18 protein-coding genes are annotated in these 16,749 nt (G+C 36.7%); 10 read left to right on the top strand and 8 right to left on the bottom strand.

Annotated features, from left to right (window positions below):
• Position 1: 1 nt before the first annotated feature.
• Positions 2 to 1,030: a Holliday junction branch migration DNA helicase RuvB gene (gene ruvB, locus M0R16_10030; GenBank protein ID MCK9613219.1), complete on the bottom strand. Its 1,029-nt coding sequence runs from the start codon at positions 1,028 to 1,030 to the stop codon at positions 2 to 4.
• A gap of 197 nt (positions 1,031 to 1,227) precedes the next feature.
• Between ruvB and M0R16_10035 the strand changes: the two genes are divergently transcribed.
• A complete protein-coding gene (locus M0R16_10035) occupies positions 1,228 to 2,073 on the top strand; it encodes a universal stress protein (GenBank protein MCK9613220.1) in 846 nt (281 codons plus the stop codon).
• A gap of 7 nt (positions 2,074 to 2,080) precedes the next feature.
• Positions 2,081 to 2,485, top strand: coding sequence for an SPOR domain-containing protein (locus M0R16_10040; protein MCK9613221.1), 405 nt, complete (start codon positions 2,081 to 2,083; stop codon positions 2,483 to 2,485).
• Positions 2,486 to 2,501: 16 nt separating this feature from the next.
• Here the strand turns inward: M0R16_10040 and M0R16_10045 are convergent, their stop codons facing one another.
• The 4 genes from M0R16_10045 to atpD form a co-directional block, all read right to left on the bottom strand.
• A complete protein-coding gene (locus M0R16_10045) occupies positions 2,502 to 4,049 on the bottom strand; it encodes a hypothetical protein (GenBank protein ID MCK9613222.1) in 1,548 nt (515 codons plus the stop codon).
• 113 nt (positions 4,050 to 4,162) lie between these two features.
• Positions 4,163 to 5,242, bottom strand: a complete 1,080-nt coding sequence (gene fbaA, locus M0R16_10050; protein MCK9613223.1) for a class II fructose-bisphosphate aldolase — start codon at positions 5,240 to 5,242, stop codon at positions 4,163 to 4,165.
• 19 nt (positions 5,243 to 5,261) lie between these two features.
• Positions 5,262 to 5,498, bottom strand: coding sequence for an ATP synthase F1 subunit epsilon (gene atpC / locus M0R16_10055; protein MCK9613224.1), 237 nt, complete (start codon positions 5,496 to 5,498; stop codon positions 5,262 to 5,264).
• 21 nt (positions 5,499 to 5,519) lie between these two features.
• Positions 5,520 to 7,022 (bottom strand): F0F1 ATP synthase subunit beta, encoded by a 1,503-nt coding sequence (atpD, locus tag M0R16_10060; GenBank protein MCK9613225.1) that lies wholly within the window; start codon positions 7,020 to 7,022, stop codon positions 5,520 to 5,522.
• Between the two features lie 123 nt (positions 7,023 to 7,145).
• Here atpD and M0R16_10065 point away from each other — a divergent pair, with 123 nt between their 5' ends.
• The 4 genes from M0R16_10065 (at position 7,146) to M0R16_10080 (ending at position 10,594) form a co-directional block, all read left to right on the top strand.
• Complete coding sequence (locus M0R16_10065) at positions 7,146 to 8,078, top strand: bifunctional riboflavin kinase/FAD synthetase (protein ID MCK9613226.1); 933 nt, start codon at positions 7,146 to 7,148, stop codon at positions 8,076 to 8,078.
• Complete coding sequence (locus M0R16_10070) at positions 8,068 to 8,817, top strand: leucine-rich repeat domain-containing protein (GenBank protein ID MCK9613227.1); 750 nt, start codon at positions 8,068 to 8,070, stop codon at positions 8,815 to 8,817. The genes M0R16_10065 and M0R16_10070 overlap by 11 nt, the downstream gene beginning before the upstream one ends.
• The gene (locus M0R16_10075; protein MCK9613228.1) at positions 8,814 to 9,539 is read left to right on the top strand and encodes a hypothetical protein; all 726 of its coding nucleotides are present in this window, start codon (positions 8,814 to 8,816) and stop codon (positions 9,537 to 9,539) included. The genes M0R16_10070 and M0R16_10075 overlap by 4 nt, the downstream gene beginning before the upstream one ends.
• 137 nt (positions 9,540 to 9,676) lie before the next feature.
• A complete protein-coding gene (locus M0R16_10080) occupies positions 9,677 to 10,594 on the top strand; it encodes a magnesium transporter CorA family protein (GenBank protein ID MCK9613229.1) in 918 nt (305 codons plus the stop codon).
• On the opposite strand, the gene M0R16_10085 is transcribed toward M0R16_10080, so the two are convergent.
• Both M0R16_10085 and M0R16_10090 read right to left on the bottom strand, forming a co-directional pair.
• On the bottom strand, positions 10,589 to 10,984 hold the full coding sequence (locus M0R16_10085; GenBank protein MCK9613230.1) for a thioesterase family protein: 396 nt from the start codon (positions 10,982 to 10,984) through the stop codon (positions 10,589 to 10,591). The two genes, M0R16_10080 and M0R16_10085, sit on opposite strands and share 6 nt — an antisense overlap.
• 11 nt (positions 10,985 to 10,995) lie before the next feature.
• Entirely contained in the window at positions 10,996 to 11,400 is a 405-nt protein-coding gene (locus M0R16_10090) for an OsmC family protein (GenBank protein ID MCK9613231.1), read from the bottom strand.
• A gap of 201 nt (positions 11,401 to 11,601) precedes the next feature.
• Between M0R16_10090 and M0R16_10095 the strand changes: the two genes are divergently transcribed.
• From M0R16_10095 to M0R16_10110, 4 genes are all read left to right on the top strand, one after another.
• Positions 11,602 to 12,936: a HAMP domain-containing histidine kinase gene (locus M0R16_10095; GenBank protein ID MCK9613232.1), complete on the top strand. Its 1,335-nt coding sequence runs from the start codon at positions 11,602 to 11,604 to the stop codon at positions 12,934 to 12,936.
• Complete coding sequence (locus M0R16_10100) at positions 12,908 to 13,630, top strand: response regulator transcription factor (protein ID MCK9613233.1); 723 nt, start codon at positions 12,908 to 12,910, stop codon at positions 13,628 to 13,630. Before M0R16_10095 ends, M0R16_10100 begins: the two co-directional genes overlap by 29 nt.
• A gap of 86 nt (positions 13,631 to 13,716) precedes the next feature.
• Positions 13,717 to 15,066 carry a sugar MFS transporter gene (locus M0R16_10105; protein MCK9613234.1) on the top strand — a complete coding sequence of 450 codons (1,350 nt, stop codon included), beginning with the start codon at positions 13,717 to 13,719 and terminating at the stop codon, positions 15,064 to 15,066.
• Positions 15,067 to 15,165: 99 nt separating this feature from the next.
• Positions 15,166 to 15,831, top strand: a complete 666-nt coding sequence (locus M0R16_10110; protein MCK9613235.1) for a ZIP family metal transporter — start codon at positions 15,166 to 15,168, stop codon at positions 15,829 to 15,831.
• A gap of 74 nt (positions 15,832 to 15,905) precedes the next feature.
• Here M0R16_10110 and mazG read toward each other — a convergent pair whose 3' ends face one another.
• Positions 15,906 to 16,694, bottom strand: coding sequence for a nucleoside triphosphate pyrophosphohydrolase (mazG, locus tag M0R16_10115; GenBank protein ID MCK9613236.1), 789 nt, complete (start codon positions 16,692 to 16,694; stop codon positions 15,906 to 15,908).
• Positions 16,695 to 16,749 lie beyond the last annotated feature (55 nt).

Below are 16,749 nucleotides of genomic sequence, written 5' to 3' on the forward strand. Positions count from 1 at the left end.
GTTACTGAAAAAGTGTTTGCTGGGTGTTTGGATTAATCCTTCCAAGATGCTTATATGCTTTTTCGGTGGCTTCTCTCCCGCGGGGAGTGCGCATCAAGTATCCTTCCATAATCAGAAAGGGTTCATACACTTCTTCAATGGTACCGGCATCTTCGCTGACTGCTGTTGCAATAGTGTTTAACCCAACTGGCCCGCCTTTGAATTTATCAATAATAGTGGTAAGTATTTTAATATCCATTTCATCCAGCCCGTTTTGGTCCACATTAAGAGCAGATAAAGCGATATTGGTAATTTTTATATCAATAATCCCGCTTCCTTTTATCTGTGCAAAGTCGCGGATACGCCGCAACAAAAGATTGGCAATACGCGGGGTTCCCCTGCTGCGGCGGGCAATTTCAAAGGCGGCATTTTTTTCGACCTTTACATTAATAATATCTGCAGAACGTTCAATAATGGATTGCAATATTTCCGAATCATAATAAGAAAGCCGTGTGTTGATACCAAAGCGGGAACGCAGCGGGGCAGTAAGCAATCCGGAGCGGGTAGTAGCTCCGATTAGTGTAAATGGGTTCAGGGCTATTTGTATGCTTCTGGCATTCGGGCCGCTTTCAATCATGATGTCAATCTTGTAATCTTCCATGGCCGAATACAGATATTCTTCTATTACAGGCGAAAGGCGGTGTATTTCATCAATAAACAATACATCGTTGGGCTCCAGATTGGTAAGCAGGCCAGCCAGGTCGCCGGGTTTGTCGAGCACGGGCCCGGATGTAACTTTAATCCCTACACCCAATTCATTGGCAATTATATAACTTAAAGTGGTTTTTCCTAATCCCGGAGGCCCGTGTAACAACACATGGTCAAGAGATTCACCTCGCTGTTTGGCTGCCTGAACAAAAATTTTAAGGTTTTCAACCACCTGCCCCTGTCCGAAAAAAGTTGCAAAAGAACTTGGCCGTAAGAATTTTTCGTATTCGAGCTCGTTAGGAGTGAGATGTTCTTTGTCGGGATTCAGAATGCTGTCTGGCATCTTTATTGATTTTTAAACAAAAATAACGCTTTCCTGAATAATATTTGCTTAAAAGAAAAACAAATAACTATAAAATACTCATAATCAAAAATGAGTATGATAAAATCCTTTAAAAAATGTATTTTTTAGTAACAAATTACTCAAATATCGGAAAACTTAAGTAATTTAGCAACATGAAACAAGAAAAAGATAAAACTATGAGACAAATACTGGTTGCTATTGATTTTTCAAAACATTCAGTAAAGGCATTGGAATTTGCCATTGTTATTGCAAATGTTGTCAGTGCGCAGATTATGATGGTATGGGTGGATAAACCCGAATCCGAAGATTCTATTTTTGATAATACATCCCACGAACATCGCCAGGAAGCAAAACAACGCCTCGAAGAACTGATAAAAAAATATTCCAAACAACTGAAAAAAGGGAAACTTACTTATAAACTACGCAAAGGAAAAGTTTATAAAGAAGTAGCCAATCAGGCACATTATAACGATGCGTATCTGATTATTGCCGGCTCACATGGTGTTTCGGGATTTGAATCTTTCTGGATTGGCAGTAACGCAAACAAAATCGTTGCGTACTCTCCTTGCCCCGTGATTACCATGCGCGATACGTTTCCGTTGAAGAAAACCATCAAAAAGGTAATTCTCCCTATTGATAATTCAATGTCCACAAGACAGAAAGTACCTTTTGCTATGGAGTTTGCTAAATGTTTCTGTTCCGAAATCCATGTGCTGGAACTGCAATCTTCTTCTTTGAAAACTATTCGCAGCAAAGTATCAAGTTATACTGCCCAGGTTTCAAAATTCCTGAAAGAAAACGGAGTGAATCATGTTGTTAAATCCGTTGATGCAGATAACATCACTTCCGCAACCATCAAGTATGCCGAACAAATAGACGCTGACCTCATAATTATCATGACGGAACAGGAAGAAGAATTGTCGAACATCTGGCTTGGCCCTTATGCCCAGCAAATGGTAAACAATTCGCCCATCCCGGTTATGAGTGTTCACCCCAAAGAAATAGAATATTTAGCAAAATAGTTATCTCATGAAATACTTCGGTGTTTCAATTTTATTTGTATTTTTTTTTAGCATTATTTCGTTGAGGCTTGCCGCCCAACAGAAAATTACTGTTATAGAAGACCCGCGCATTGTTTCTTTGGTCGAAAAACACAAATACCTGAATCAGAAACAGAAAATAAGCGGATGGCGTGTACAGATTTTTTTTGAATCAGGCAATAATTCAAAAAAACGGGCACATGATAAAAAAGGCATCTTTATGGCCATGTTTCCCGAACAGGGTGTTTACCTGATGTTTCAATCGCCTTATTATAAAGTTCGTGTGGGAGATTTTCGCACACGTATGGACGCGGAAGGGTTTAAACAAAAACTATTAGATGAATTTCCGGATGCTTTTGTGGTAAAAGATGAAATAAATTTTCCGGAATTATAACTGCAAAAGTTACACCCTAATCCATATTGTAGAAACCATAATACTGCTCGTTGTATTTTGGCAGCACCGAACCCCTGCCCACGAAAAGAAATTGTTTACCCGAAATTCTTTCCATTTTCGGGAGGTTAGCTCTGACTTTATAAGCCCCAATATTGGTAATCATAGACCTGTTTATTTCTCCTTCAGGCGAAATAACAGCTTTTGCAACCCAGAGTTTATCATCTATGGCAACACGCGGTTTGTCAGCAAACTTGGCACTGGAAATATTGTCGGCATAATCATAGTAAAAAATACACAAGCCGTTTTCATAAGGATAAGCCTGGCAGAAGAATTCAGCATATGCTGCTTTGCTGGCAACATTTTTGTTTAGCATGCGCAGCCATTCAATCTGCCCATCGGTGTCAAAGCACATAAGTGTGATGTGTTTGAAATAATAAGTGGTTGATGAAGTGCTTCCGGAAGAGGAAGTGGATGTTACATAATATCGGTGCTCAGAACAGTAAAATATTTTTCCATTAATAAGAAATAAGTCAAAAGGCCCGCGTATGCTTTCTTTCAGCCATGGTTTGTAATCAGCATATTCCGTTTCAAAATCTTTATCTATTTCATAAGTTTTAAATAAACCTTCTGTATTTGTATTGATAATGTCTTTGCTCAGAAAAAATAATTGTTTATTTTGAGGAATAAACGTGCCAACGGTGGTAACCATATTCAGCCCGGACACATATACTTTTCCCTCTTTTGTTATTAATGTTCCGTATGAAAATCCTTCATAGATAAAATCTTTTTTTGTTATTATTTTATAGGATTGCGGGCGGTCAAATAATGCAATAAACAGCTGTGGCTTGATTTTTTTTATTTTTTCCGCATTGCATGAGGCAATCACTACAAGTTTGCCATTAACATAGTCCACAACAAGGTTGTCGTTGTTTGGAGTTACTCCAAAAACCATGTTAAAATCAACGGAATCACTCCATACAAGCGAAAGATTTTTGTCAAAAATATCAATGTAGTGAATTACGGGTGCTTCTTTAAAGCTTGGTTTGTCTGAATTTTGAATTTCAGAGTTAACAACTATCAGGAAAGTGCTGTCGCAGGAATAGAATATGTCAGGCGAACCTGTGAATTTATGCCTTTTGCCGTGAAGGGGATATTCTTTTGTTACCAGTGGATTCATGTCGTTATCCGTGATAAGTATCCTGTTTGCTTTTGCATATTGCGACATAGGGTTGGCATTGTCATCCATTGAGCCGTAAAAAACAATATAATCATGGAAAGAACCAATGGAGACCGTTACAGGGGATTCGGGAGGAATTCCCGTTTCGTTGAATTCACTCAGATTGCTGTTGTAATTACGGATGAAAATGCTGTGCTTGGTTTGCTGAAAGGGTTTGTTGTGTGGTATGGTAAAAACCGCTTTTGGACTTTGGATATCAGTCCGTGTAAAATACTTAAAATCGTATTTGTCTTTGCTGTTGTCGAAACTTATCCATTTAATATCATTTTGCGCCGACAGAGAAAATAATAACGCCTGCATAATGATTAGTAAGAGTATTTTTTTCATGATAAATGAATAATTAAAAATTTAAATAAAAATAAAAGCCATAAGATTTATTAAAGTGTGCCGAAACGACACAGCTTAATAATTTAGCTTGTAGTAATTAATCAAAAGAGTATTTAATTTCTGTTGATGGCATTCAGGTCAGTGAAAGCAATTTTAAGTCTTTCAACAATAGATTTTTCTCCCTCGCGAAGCCAGGCACGCGGGTCATAATATTTTTTATTGGGCTTGTCATACCCTTCGGGGTTTCCTAATTGCCCCTGTAAATAAGCCTCATTTTTTTTATAGTAATTAAAAACTCCCTCCCAGTAAGCCCATTGAGTGTCAGTGTCGATATTCATTTTGATAACACCGTATGAAATAGCTTCCCTGATTTTTTCAGGCTCGGAACCTGAACCCCCATGAAACACGAAATTCACGGGGTTTTCCGGAGTGTTGTATTTTTGTGTTATGTATTGTTGGGAGTTGAAAAGAATAATGGGTTCAAGTTTTACATTTCCCGGTTTATAAACGCCGTGTACATTGCCAAAAGAAGCTGCAATAGTAAAACGGTCGCTGATTTTACTGAGCCGTTCGTAGGCATAGGCGACATCTTCGGGTTGAGTGTAAAGCTTGGAACTATGAATATCGCTGTGGTCCACACCATCTTCTTCTCCTCCTGTTATACCCAATTCAATTTCTAATGTCATGCCGATTTTACTCATGCGTTCAAGATACTTTTCACAGGTGGCAATGTTTTCTTCCAGAGGTTCTTCTGACAAGTCAAGCATATGAGAACTAAATAATGGCTTTCCTTTTTCATTAAAGAATTTTTCTCCGGCATCCAGCAAACCATCAATCCAGGGTAGGAGTTTACGGGCTGCATGGTCGGTATGTATGATTACGGGAACTCCATAAAACTCTGCCATCTGGTGAATGTGTAATGCGCCCGAAATAGTTCCAGCAATAGCGGCTTTTTCTCCGGCATTGTTTAGAGACTTACCTCCAAAAAACAAACCTCCTCCATTAGAAAACTGAATTATAACAGGAGAATTAACTATCCGGGCCGCTTCCATAACTGCATTCACAGAATTAGTTCCCACTACATTAACTGCAGGCAGTGCAAATTTGTTCTTTTTAGCTACATTGAAAATATATTGCAGGTCGTCTCCGGTAACAACACCGGGGCCGATTTTGTTTAAAATGGAATCAGACATAAAATATATGTTTTAAAGGTTAGTCGGCTAATACAATAATTTTATTTTTTTTAATTTCCACAACTCCGCCGGAAATTTCAATTTTTGTAATCTGATTATTTTGCTCTGTGATAACGATATTACCTTTTTTTAATAAGGCAACAATTGGCGCATGGTTATTAAGGACTTCAAAAGAACCTTCTTTGCCCGGAAATTTCACTCTTTGTATTTCACCGCTAAAAATAGTTGTTTCGGGCGAGATTATTTCTATATGCATATTTCCTGAACTTATGTGCAGTTATTGTTTTAAGAGTTTTTTTCCTTTTTCTATGGCCTCTTCTATAGTGCCGACATTATGAAAGGCAGCTTCGGGATATATATCAACTTCTCCGTCAAGTATCATGCGGAAGCCTTTGATAGTATCTTCAATATTCACAAATTTTCCTTCCAGCCCGGTGAATTGTGTGGCAACAAAAAACGGCTGGGAAAGAAATCTCTGAACTCTGCGGGCACGTTGAACTATAAGTTTATCTTCATCAGAGAGTTCGTCCATACCAAGAATAGCAATAATATCCTGCAATTCATTATAGCGCTGTAATATTTGTTTTACTTTTTGAGCGACAATATAATGGTCTTCGCCTACCACATCGGGGGTAAGAATACGAGATGTGGAATCAAGTGGGTCAACGGCAGGATAAATACCTATTTCAGCAATTTTTCGGCTTAAAACCGTTGTGGCATCCAGATGGGAGAATGTGGTGGCGGGTGCTGGGTCGGTAAGGTCATCGGCAGGAACATAGATGGCCTGAACAGAGGTAATGGAACCGTTTTTTGTTGATGTGATGCGTTCCTGCAGGATACCCATTTCAGTTGCAAGGGTTGGCTGATACCCAACGGCAGAGGGCATACGCCCCAATAATGCAGAAACTTCAGAGCCGGCCTGGGTAAAACGGAAAATATTGTCAATGAATAGCAAAATGTCACGCCCGCTGGTTTTTTCATCTCCATCTCGGAAATATTCTGCAAGGGTTAATCCCGAAAGAGCAACGCGTGCACGCGCACCGGGAGGCTCGTTCATTTGTCCGAAAACCAGGGTCGTTTGTGAATTGCTGATTTCATTTCTGTCAACCAATGACAAATCCCAGCCTCCTTTTTCCATGTCTTCTTTAAACTTTTCACCATAACGGATCACCCCGGCTTCAATCATATCTCGCAGCAAGTCGTTGCCTTCACGTGTACGTTCACCCACACCACTGAAAACAGACATGCCTGAATATTTTTTTGCAATGTTATTGATAAGTTCCATGATGATGACCGTTTTGCCAACACCGGCACCACCAAACAACCCAATTTTTCCTCCTTTGGCATATGGTGTGATAAGGTCAATAACTTTAATACCGGTATAAAGAACCTCCTTTGATGTTGCCAAATTTTCAAAGGTTGGAGGTTCGCGATGGATAGTGTAGGTTTTTTCTTTTGAAACCTGTTCTATGCCGTCAATGGTATCGCCAATAACATTAAACAGCCTGCCCCGAATGTAATCTCCTACGGGCATGGATATCTGGGACCCGGTACATTTTACCTCAACTCCGCGACGCAACCCGTCAGTAGAATCCATAGCGATACATCTCATGGTGTTCTCTCCGACATCCTGCTGACATTCCAGTATGAGTTTTTCTCCATTATCTTTTTGCACTTCGAGCGCATCATAAATTTTAGGCAGGTCTTCTTCTTTTTCAAAAATAACATCTACCACTGCGCCGATAATTTGGTAGATTTTTCCTTTGCTTTTTGCAGACATTATGATTATTTATAAATTAGGTAAATAAAACTAAAGCTACAAAAATAGTGTTTTTGAAATAAAAAAAGCGTTAGCTCGCAAAATATCTTTTAATTTTGCCTGTTCATTATGCAAAAACATGCTTTGAGAGTTTATAATGATATAAATTCAATTTGTTGCGATTTCCAGACAGTGGTTTCCACGGGAACCTTTGACGGAGTGCATTCAGGCCATCGTGCTATCATAAAAAAAATGACGGAAATTGCAAAAGATAAAAATCTTAAAACTGTAATTGTTACTTTTGAACCTCATCCGCGTATCGTCCTTAAAAAAGACCAGCAAAAATTAAAACTGCTTACAAGCATAAAGGAAAAGTTGAAACTTTTTGAAATGCTTGGTATTGATGATGTTGTACTGATAGATTTTTCGGAACAATTTGCCCGGACAAGCTATGAATCGTTTATTAAGGATTATCTCGTTAAAAGGTTAAAATCAAAATATATTACCATTGGCTTTGATCACCGTTTTGGTGAACAGCGCTCAGGAACTCAAGAGAAACTTCGTGAACTCGGAAAAGCATATAATTTTGATGTTGTTGAAGTGGCTCCCGTAGCGATTAATGGCTTAGTAGTAAGTTCTACCAAAATAAGAAACTTGCTTCAGGACGGGCAGACTAAGCTTGCAGCCCAATTACTGGGGTATCCCTATATGATTACAGGCAAGGTTGTAAAAGGTTCTCAAACAGGACAAAAAATCGGGTTTCCAACAGCAAACCTTGCGGTTGAAGAACCCTACAAATTGATTCCTGCCGTCGGCGTATATGGAGTCATGGTAACTATAGGCGATGCCTGTTATAAAGGAATGTGCAATATTGGCTATAAGCCAACATTCAAGAAAAACTCGCTATCCATCGAAGTTCACATTTTTGATTTTCAGGAAAATCTTTATAATAAAGAACTGAAATTGAATTTTCATTTTTTTATTCGTCATGAAAAAAAATTCGAAAGTCCTGATTTATTAGCCAAGCAGCTTATTTCTGATAAAGAACTGGTATTAAAGAAATTTTATGAGAAATAGTTTAAGCAATAACCATATTATATATTTTATGGTGTTTTGCAACATGGTATATTCATTTTTTTCTTTCGGGCAGATTGAGGAAACGATGAAACAAAAAGTATTTTACTCTCTTGATGAAGCCATGAAAAATCCCGACCAGGTTTACAGGCTCAAATTACAGAAGAAGAAACTTAAACAAATACCCGCAGAGGTTTTCCTCTTTAAAAATTTATATGAGCTGAACCTGTCACACAACAAAATAAAAGAAATGCCAGAACAAATATGTTTGTTAAACGGATTGCATATTTTAAACATTTCGCATAATAAACTAACTGATATTCCCTTTTCTCTCGGGGAACTTGATAGTTTAACAATTCTGAACCTTTCAAAAAATAAGCTTAATATGCTTCCTTCGAGTATTGGCATGCTGAAGTCATTAACAACTCTGGATGCTTCTTCAAATAAGATTACCCTGCTGCCCTCATCTGTTGGAAATCTGTTGCAGTTGAAAACATTAATAATAAATCAGAATAACCTGACAAGCATACCTGCTGAAACAGGAAACCTGATGGCATTAAATTACCTGGATTTATGGGGCAATGCAATTTCTACGCTGCCCCGGGAAATTGGTAAACTGATAGCTACATTGAAAGAACTTGATATGAGAGTGATGCCGGTTAATTTTGAAAATCAGAAATATATACAGGACTTATTGCCTTATACACAAATTTATTTTTCAAAAAGTTGTAATTGTCAATGAAAAAACAACTCGTATTTTTTTTCGTATTTTTATTTTTTACCCAATGGGCCAACAGCCAGTCAAGCGATTTAGAAAAATATGGCATCGGATTTCTAATACCCGAAAAAGGCGCCCAGGAATTGTGTATAAATTTTCCGGCAGCAGTTTTTGATTTGTATGACACTCCCGGCGGAAATAAAATCGGTACTTTATACAAAAAGAATTTTGCAAACCTGATGTATTCATTGCAAAAAAATGCAGCATCCTTCCGCATCAGAAACGAGGATATGGCAGAATTCCAAAACAAAACATTTTTCCTGAAATATTTTGAAGAAAAAAATGGGGTTTTGAAAGTGCTTGCAAACAGCACAGGCAGGGGATTTTGGATATCAAAAAAAGATTTGGGTTATTTAAGAATTACCACGAAAAGCTGGTTTGATTTTTTTGTTGAGAAAAAAGAAAGTTTTTATCCGTCAATTGACATAGGACTTAATTTGCGTGAAAAACCCGAAGCAAAAAGCAAAAAAATTGCATTGCTGAAAGGCGATTATTATTTGGTAAATCTCACCGGTAAAACCGAAGGTTTGTGGGCTGAAGTCATTGTTAAAAAGTACAATTCCCTTCCATGTAAAGCCAAAGACATTAATACCTTGAAGCCTGTTTCAGAGCAGAGCGGCTGGATAAAAATTGTTGACGATTCCGGTACTCCCAATATTTGGTTTCATATTCATGGTTGCAAATGACGGAAAGCAAATTTCAATTTTATGAAGCATAATTGATTGTGTATAGAACAAAAAAATCTTAGTAAAAACCAATAAAAAAATTAATTTTGCAGCAAATAAATCACGGAATGTAGAATTTTGCTTAACAACGGAGGGGGATGGCTATGATAGAAACCATCAAATTCAATACGTTTAGCTGGATGCATATTTTAAATCCTAGCGACGAAAATTTCGATTACCTGATTGAAAATTACAACTTCCACCCCCTTGATATTGAGGACTGTCGAAGTAAAGTACAGCGACCCAAAATTGACATCTACGACGATTATTATTTTTTAATTCTTCATTTTCCCGTATTTGACAAAACCAATAAATTTCTTGACACCAAAGAAGTGAAAATATTTTGGGGTAAAGAATTTATTATTACCATCGGAAATTCACATTGGATCGTTAAGAAGTTTTTTAATTCAGTAAAAGAAGACCTTAACGCTTTTAAACTTGAACTAAGCTCCGAGACAAGTGATGCCCTGCTATACGAAATTATGGAGCGTTTAATGAAGGAAACTCTTGCACTTATCGGACGTATTGACAGCGAAGTAGAACAAATAAATTATGGATTGTTCAGGGCAAAATCCGATAAAATCATTGAAAAAATTTCGGTAACACGCAAAAATATCATTTTACTAGACACAAACTTCCGCCCCCAGTTACGTTTGTTTCACAAGTTTGAATCAGGTGAAGTGAAAGGATTTGCAGAGGATATGGAAGAATATTGGGGAAATATTCTTGACTACTATCAGAAACTCTGGGACGTGATAGAAGACGATAAGGAGTTAATTGAGGGCCTGGCAAAAACTTATGACTCACTTCAGACAAACCGCATCAATGAAATTATTAAAATTCTTACGCTTATTTCAACAGTGATGCTCCCAATGACATTTATTGCAAGTTTGTACGGTATGAATATCAACCTGCCTTTTCAAAGCCATTCTTCGGCTTTTTTAATAGTGTCGGGAGTTATGCTTGCAGTTGTCATTGTGTTTTTATGTTATTTCATTAAGAAAAAATGGTTATAGATTGTCTTTTTTCAACTTTGACATAAATTTTTCGGTATTAATAATATAGCGTACATGGGTTCCTTCTCCAATTAACCCTTCTTCATCCCATGCTTTTACAGAAAATTTGAGTTTATTACTTTCAATATATTCCAGTATTGCTTCACAGATAACTGTCGCTCCAATGCTTGTTGCTTTGAGGTGTCTCACTGAAACTTCGGTGCCTACAGTGTTGTAGCCCTCCGGTAAGTAATTATGCACTGCCTTTAATGAGGTATTTTCCATAAGTGCAATCATGGCGGGAGTAGCGAAAACTTCAACAAGACCTGAGCCATATTTAGCAGCAGTATCTTCAAATGCTACTTTTTTCACCTCTTTGTGAGAAAGTCCTATTTGCAAATTAAATATCATAAATTTATTCTTTAATAGTTAATAATGATTCTGCGTTTAATATCCGGGTGTAAACTTTGAGCCACAGGACAGTTAGCAATGGCATATTCTATTATCTTTTTTTCTTTTTGTCCGGGTTGCACAGATGAAAAATCAAATGTAAGGCCAATTTCTGAAATTCTTCTTGGATTTGTACCTATAACTTTCTTGATAATTACACTTGCACCATCTATGCTAAAATTGTGGCTTTTGGCGGCTAAACCAATTATGGTTAAAATGCAAGCCCCCATAGATGAGGCCACAAGGTCTGTTGGAGAAAAACTTGTTCCAAGCCCGCCGTTATCAACAGGGGCATTGGAATAAATCACCGTCCCTGCGCTTAAATGAGTTAGTTTTATCTGTAAATTCCCTGTGTATTCGGCTTTCATTGTTTCCATATAATATTTTTATCAAAAATAAAGGTTTTGATTGAAAATAGTCCCCCACGACAAATTGTTAATAATGCCATATTTAATACAAACTCTCTGTGATTCAAGAATAACACTTAACATATAGCATGCAAATAATTATGATTGTTAATTTTTGGTTAAACCCCCTGTTTACTAAATAAAAGAGAATAAATGAATTAACTTTGTTGTATGAAGAAAGGTGTTATCCACTTAATTGTCATTATAGCTTCTTTATCTTTAATTGGTGTAATTATCACGCAGCTTAAATGGGTTGACAGGGCAATAATATTGCGGACTCAGCAATTTAATTTTATGATTCAGACCGGGCTGACAAAAATTGAAAACGAACTTTATAATAATAAGAAATTACTTCAATCCGGAGTAATTTCAGATTCAAATTTGAAAACCAAAGATACTTTAAACCATATCGATTGGTTTGAAAAAACATATTGTGATGTCATTGATACGATGATGAAAAGCAATTTTGGCTGTTTCGAGGCTCATAAGGATTATATATACGGGCTTATTGATGCCAATAATGAAAAGATTATTTGTGGAAATTATTCTTCCCAACATATTCAGAAAATATTCAACTCAAAGTATAAAATATCTCTTGCCAGGGTATACGAAAAAAATCCCTATACTCTTGCTGTATTTTTCCCGGATGAAAAGCAATTGATAACACGAAAAATGTTTATATGGTTATTAGGAATTTCCGGGCTTTTTCTGTCGATTCTTGTCGGAAGCTTTTTATATATTATTTTTAATATTTTGAAGCAAAAAAAGATTTCAGAAATGAAAAATGACTTTATTAACAATATGACTCATGAGCTTAAAACACCTATATCCACAATTTCTGTAGCTGCCGAAATGCTCATGAGGCCAGAAGTAACTGACCATTGTGAAAAAACAGTAAAGTACGCCAATATTATCTATGACGAAAATATGAGGCTGAGAAACCAGGTTGAACAAGTATTGCAAATTTCGATACTTGATAATAAGGGTCTTAAAACTAACCCTACAGAAGTTGATGTACACAGGATTATAGAAAATTCAGTTGATATATTCAATCTGATAGTTAAAGAAAAACATGGTATCATAACTACAGACCTTTCGGCAGCTCATACTATCATTAATGTTGATGAACTGCATTTTATCAATGTAATAACAAATATGATTGATAATGCGATAAAATATTCTCAGGAGAAGCCTGAGATTAAGATTTCAACGTCAAATAAACATCACGGTATTGCTATTCACATCCAGGATAATGGACTTGGAATTAGGGCTGTTGACAGAAAACATATTTTTAAGAAATTTTTCAGGGTTCATACAGGCGATGTTCATAATGTTAAGGGCTTTGGCCTGGGGCTTTTTTATGTCAAATCTGTTATTGATGCACATCACGGCACTATTGAGTTGATCCAGTCCGAGATTGGCGAAGGCTCTGTTTTTGAATTGTATTTTCCATTTAATTTTAATAAAATAAATAACGATGAACACAACTTCACACAAAAGCAATAAAACAAAAATCCTGCTTGTAGAGGACGATCCTAACCTCAGTCTCGTATTAAAGGATTATCTGGAAATTCTGATGTATGAAACTGTTTTCGCAGATAATGGTGAAGATGCTCTGAATTTGTTTAATTCACAGTATTTTGACCTTATTATCCTTGATGTGATGTTGCCCAAAAAAGACGGTTTTTCAATTGCAAAGGATATAAGAAAAACCAATAAAGAAATTCCGATTATTTTTCTAACGGCCAAAACACTGAAAGAAGACCGCATTAAAGGATTTCAGCTGGGATGTGATGATTACATTACTAAACCATTTAGTACCGAAGAGTTAAGCCTTCGTATCGAAGCTATTTTACGGCGTTCAAAGAAAAAACAATTATTTCCTCTGATTGACAACAAAGAAGTGTATGAACTCTCCAGCTTAAATTTCGACTATACCAATATGGTGCTTAAGTCTTCATCTGGCGAACAATACCTTACCCGTAAAGAAGCAGATTTGCTTAAACTATTATGTGTAAATAAAAACCGTCTTGTACACCGTGAAATTGCCCTGAAATCCATCTGGGGCGACAGCGATTATTTTACAGGGAGAAGCATGGATGTTTTTATTACCCGACTGAGAAAATATTTAAAAGATGAAGAAAACATCAGTATTACCAATGTTCATGGCACCGGATTTAAACTTGAAGTAAAAGAGTAAATATTTTTTTGCTATTTTTTCCATAGCCGTTTCTTAGACATTGTTTGCGGCAAAGTTGTATTTTTGGTGATTAAAAATATTTATTTATGGATATAACTAATGCCAAAAGCCGTAAAGGAAGTTATGTTTTTTCTTTGATAATAATAGGAATATTATTTTTTATTTTTGGTTTTGTAACATGGCTTAACGGAGCATTGATACCGTTTTTAAAAACTGCCTGTGAACTTAATGATATAACTGCATATTTTGTAACTTTTGCGTTCTACATTTCTTATTTTGTAATGGCGATTCCTTCTTCAAAAATACTTGAAAAAATAGGTTTCCGCAAGGGTATGGCAGTGGGGCTAGCTATAATGGCTGTAGGAGCCGTTATATTTATTCCGGCAGCATTTGCCAGGTCATATGCTCTTTTCCTAACAGGCTTGTTTGTTCTTGGTACCGGCCTGGCATTGCTGCAAACTGCCGTTAATCCATACATAACTATTCTTGGCCCCATTGAAAGCGCAGCCAAAAGAATCAGCATTATGGGAATTTGCAACAAATTTGCCGGAGTGCTGGCCCCAGTGTTGCTGGCCTCTATTCTGTTAAAAGATGCAGAAGCGATAAAACTGAATCTGGCAAATATGACAAACTTCACAGAAAAAGCCGCCGTTCTTGATGCCCTTGCCGAAAGAATGGTTCTGCCTTATTTGTTGATGGCTTCTTTTCTGGCAGCCCTTGCCGTGATGATTCGTTTTGCAAAACTTCCTGAAATAAACCCCGAAAAAAGCGATATAAACCAACCAGAAGGCTATAACAAAAAAAATGGTATTTTAAAATATCCGCATCTGTTTTTGGGAGTAATTGCATTGTTTTTTTATGTGGGTGTAGAAGTTATTGCCGGGGATACTATCATACGATATGGCGAATCGTTAGGTGTGGCAATGAGCTCAGCAAAGTACTTTACTTCTTTAGTTTTAATATTTATGGTTATCGGCTATTTTTTTGGTGTACTCTTAATTCCCCGAGTAATCTCTCAAAAAAATGCTTTGGCTGTTTGTGCTGTGCTGGGCATAGTATTATCTCTTGCTGCAATCTATGTGTCTTCTTTCCGTATGTTCTCTATCCCATTTGTTGATTTGCTGACTTTTGAAATTATCCGAATACAGATTCCTTATACCGTTTTATTTGTTGCTATGCTTGGCCTTGCCAATTCTTTGGTATGGCCGGCTATATGGCCACTGGCACTTGACGGAATTGGCAATTATACAAAAATAGGGTCGGCATTTCTGATTATGGCAATAGCCGGTGGTGCGACTTTGCCTCTGGTTTACGGATGGTTAGCGCACCTATTTAACAGCACCCAACAGGCATATTGGATAACCGTGCCTTGTTATATCATTATCTTTTATTATGCAGTTGCCGGGCATAAAGTAAAATCAAGAAAAATTATTTAATTTTTAGAATTTATGAGCATACTGGTTTTTATTGCGTTGTTTTTCCCCGTATTATTAAGCGGTTTGTCTGTATTTTTATTTAGAACAGGTGAAAAAACAATGAAATTAATTCTTGCCTTTGGGGGAGGATTTTTGTTTTCTCTGACCTTCATTGAACTAATACCCGAAATATATTCCCGCGATGCTCATTATATGGGTTTCTTTGTTTTATTAGGTTTTTTTATACAACTATTATTGGATTTTATAACCAAAGGAGTTGAACATGGGCATCACAGCCAGCATGAAAATCTCGACCAGCCCTGCAGAAAAAAGAAAGAACCCATGGTTTTTTTAGGTTTGATGATAGGAATATGTATTCATTCATTTCTCGAAGGTATGCCGCTTTCCACAAATTTTCACAACGAAGAACTTCAGGGCAAACTTCTTACAGGTATTGTTATTCATAATATTCCGATATCAATAGTACTTGCCAGCTTGTTATTACATACAGGAATGCGAAAAGCGACAACCATACTTCTGTTATTGATTTTTGCATTTTCGTCTCCTCTGGGTACCATTACAAGTTTTTTTCTCGGAGAAAATATTATTGAGGATATGTCAAAATTTTTCAGTATCATACTTGCCATAGTGGTAGGCATTTTTCTTCACATCTCAACAACAATTTTATTTGAATCAGACGGAAATCATAAGTTTAATTTCAGCAAAATTTTTGTCATCCTCTTGGGGTTTTCTGCTACAATTCTGTTAGCATTACTAATTCACTAAAACTTATTTTTGAGGTACTTGGATTTGTTGTTAAAACAATTTTAAGAGCAGGCGTTGATTTTTAATTTCAAGCATTAATTAGTCTCATATTCTTCTTTTTTCGCTTCATTCCAAAAGACATCCATTTCGGCTAAGGATAAATCCTGAATTTTTCGGCCGTTTTCTTTTGCTTTTTGTTCGATATAAGTAAAGCGTTTTATAAATTTTTTATTAGTCCGTTCAAGAGCGTCTTCAGGATTTATTTGAATGAACCTGCCATAATTCACCAGGGCAAACAGCAAATCGCCGAATTCATTTTCGATTTTATTTTTGTTGATATTTTCCTGATTGTCGGTTTCCTTTTTTAATTCACTCAACTCTTCAAGCACCTTTTCATAAACCTGTGAAGTATTTTTCCAGTCGAAACCCACTCCACTTACCTTTTCCTGTATCCTGTATGCTTTCACAACTGCAGGCAACGAAACCGGCACTCCGGCTAATACTGATTTTTCCCCTGTTTTTAGTTTGATTTTTTCCCAGTTGCTTTTAACTTCTTCAGCTCCGGTAACTTTTACATCTCCAAAAATGTGAGGATGCCTTACCACAAGTTTTTCGCAGATACCATTCAGAACATCTGTTATGTTAAAAACCTTGTTTTCAGAAGCAATTTTTGCATAAAATACAAGGTGCAACATCAGGTCGCCAAGTTCTTTACAGATGCTTTGCATGTCTTTTTCGATGATGGCATCGGACAATTCATAAGTTTCTTCTATAGTCAGATATCTCAGGGTTTCAATCGTTTGTGCTTTGTCCCATGGGCAATTGGCCCTCAGTTTGTCCATGATATCTAAAAGTTTTTCGAATGCAATACTTTCTTCTCTCATTATCTTTTTTTCGTAAAAGTAATCAATTCTATTTTTTTATCTTTGCCATGAAGCC

This window comes from Bacteroidales bacterium (genome assembly GCA_023228145.1).
In the GTDB taxonomy this organism is placed as follows: Bacteria; Bacteroidota; Bacteroidia; order Bacteroidales; family CAIWKO01; genus CAIWKO01.

What these genes read in the sequence shown, in the direction of transcription:
- M0R16_10100 (MCK9613233.1), top strand. Translation starts at nt 12,908, where the DNA reads ATGAACACAACTTCACACAAAAGCAATAAAACAAAAATCCTGCTTGTA.
- M0R16_10090 (MCK9613231.1), bottom strand. Translation starts at nt 11,400, where the DNA reads ATGGAAACAATGAAAGCCGAATACACAGGGAATTTACAGATAAAACTA.
- M0R16_10080 (MCK9613229.1), top strand. Translation starts at nt 9,677, where the DNA reads ATGGCTATGATAGAAACCATCAAATTCAATACGTTTAGCTGGATGCAT.
- M0R16_10105 (MCK9613234.1), top strand. Translation starts at nt 13,717, where the DNA reads ATGGATATAACTAATGCCAAAAGCCGTAAAGGAAGTTATGTTTTTTCT.
- atpC (MCK9613224.1), bottom strand. Translation starts at nt 5,498, where the DNA reads ATGCATATAGAAATAATCTCGCCCGAAACAACTATTTTTAGCGGTGAA.
- M0R16_10035 (MCK9613220.1), top strand. Translation starts at nt 1,228, where the DNA reads ATGAGACAAATACTGGTTGCTATTGATTTTTCAAAACATTCAGTAAAG.
- mazG (MCK9613236.1), bottom strand. Translation starts at nt 16,694, where the DNA reads ATGAGAGAAGAAAGTATTGCATTCGAAAAACTTTTAGATATCATGGAC.
- M0R16_10045 (MCK9613222.1), bottom strand. Translation starts at nt 4,049, where the DNA reads ATGAAAAAAATACTCTTACTAATCATTATGCAGGCGTTATTATTTTCT.
- fbaA (MCK9613223.1), bottom strand. Translation starts at nt 5,242, where the DNA reads ATGTCTGATTCCATTTTAAACAAAATCGGCCCCGGTGTTGTTACCGGA.
- M0R16_10085 (MCK9613230.1), bottom strand. Translation starts at nt 10,984, where the DNA reads ATGATATTTAATTTGCAAATAGGACTTTCTCACAAAGAGGTGAAAAAA.
- atpD (MCK9613225.1), bottom strand. Translation starts at nt 7,022, where the DNA reads ATGTCTGCAAAAAGCAAAGGAAAAATCTACCAAATTATCGGCGCAGTG.
- ruvB (MCK9613219.1), bottom strand. Translation starts at nt 1,030, where the DNA reads ATGCCAGACAGCATTCTGAATCCCGACAAAGAACATCTCACTCCTAAC.
- M0R16_10095 (MCK9613232.1), top strand. Translation starts at nt 11,602, where the DNA reads ATGAAGAAAGGTGTTATCCACTTAATTGTCATTATAGCTTCTTTATCT.
- M0R16_10110 (MCK9613235.1), top strand. Translation starts at nt 15,166, where the DNA reads ATGAAATTAATTCTTGCCTTTGGGGGAGGATTTTTGTTTTCTCTGACC.
- M0R16_10075 (MCK9613228.1), top strand. Translation starts at nt 8,814, where the DNA reads ATGAAAAAACAACTCGTATTTTTTTTCGTATTTTTATTTTTTACCCAA.
- M0R16_10070 (MCK9613227.1), top strand. Translation starts at nt 8,068, where the DNA reads ATGAGAAATAGTTTAAGCAATAACCATATTATATATTTTATGGTGTTT.
- M0R16_10040 (MCK9613221.1), top strand. Translation starts at nt 2,081, where the DNA reads ATGAAATACTTCGGTGTTTCAATTTTATTTGTATTTTTTTTTAGCATT.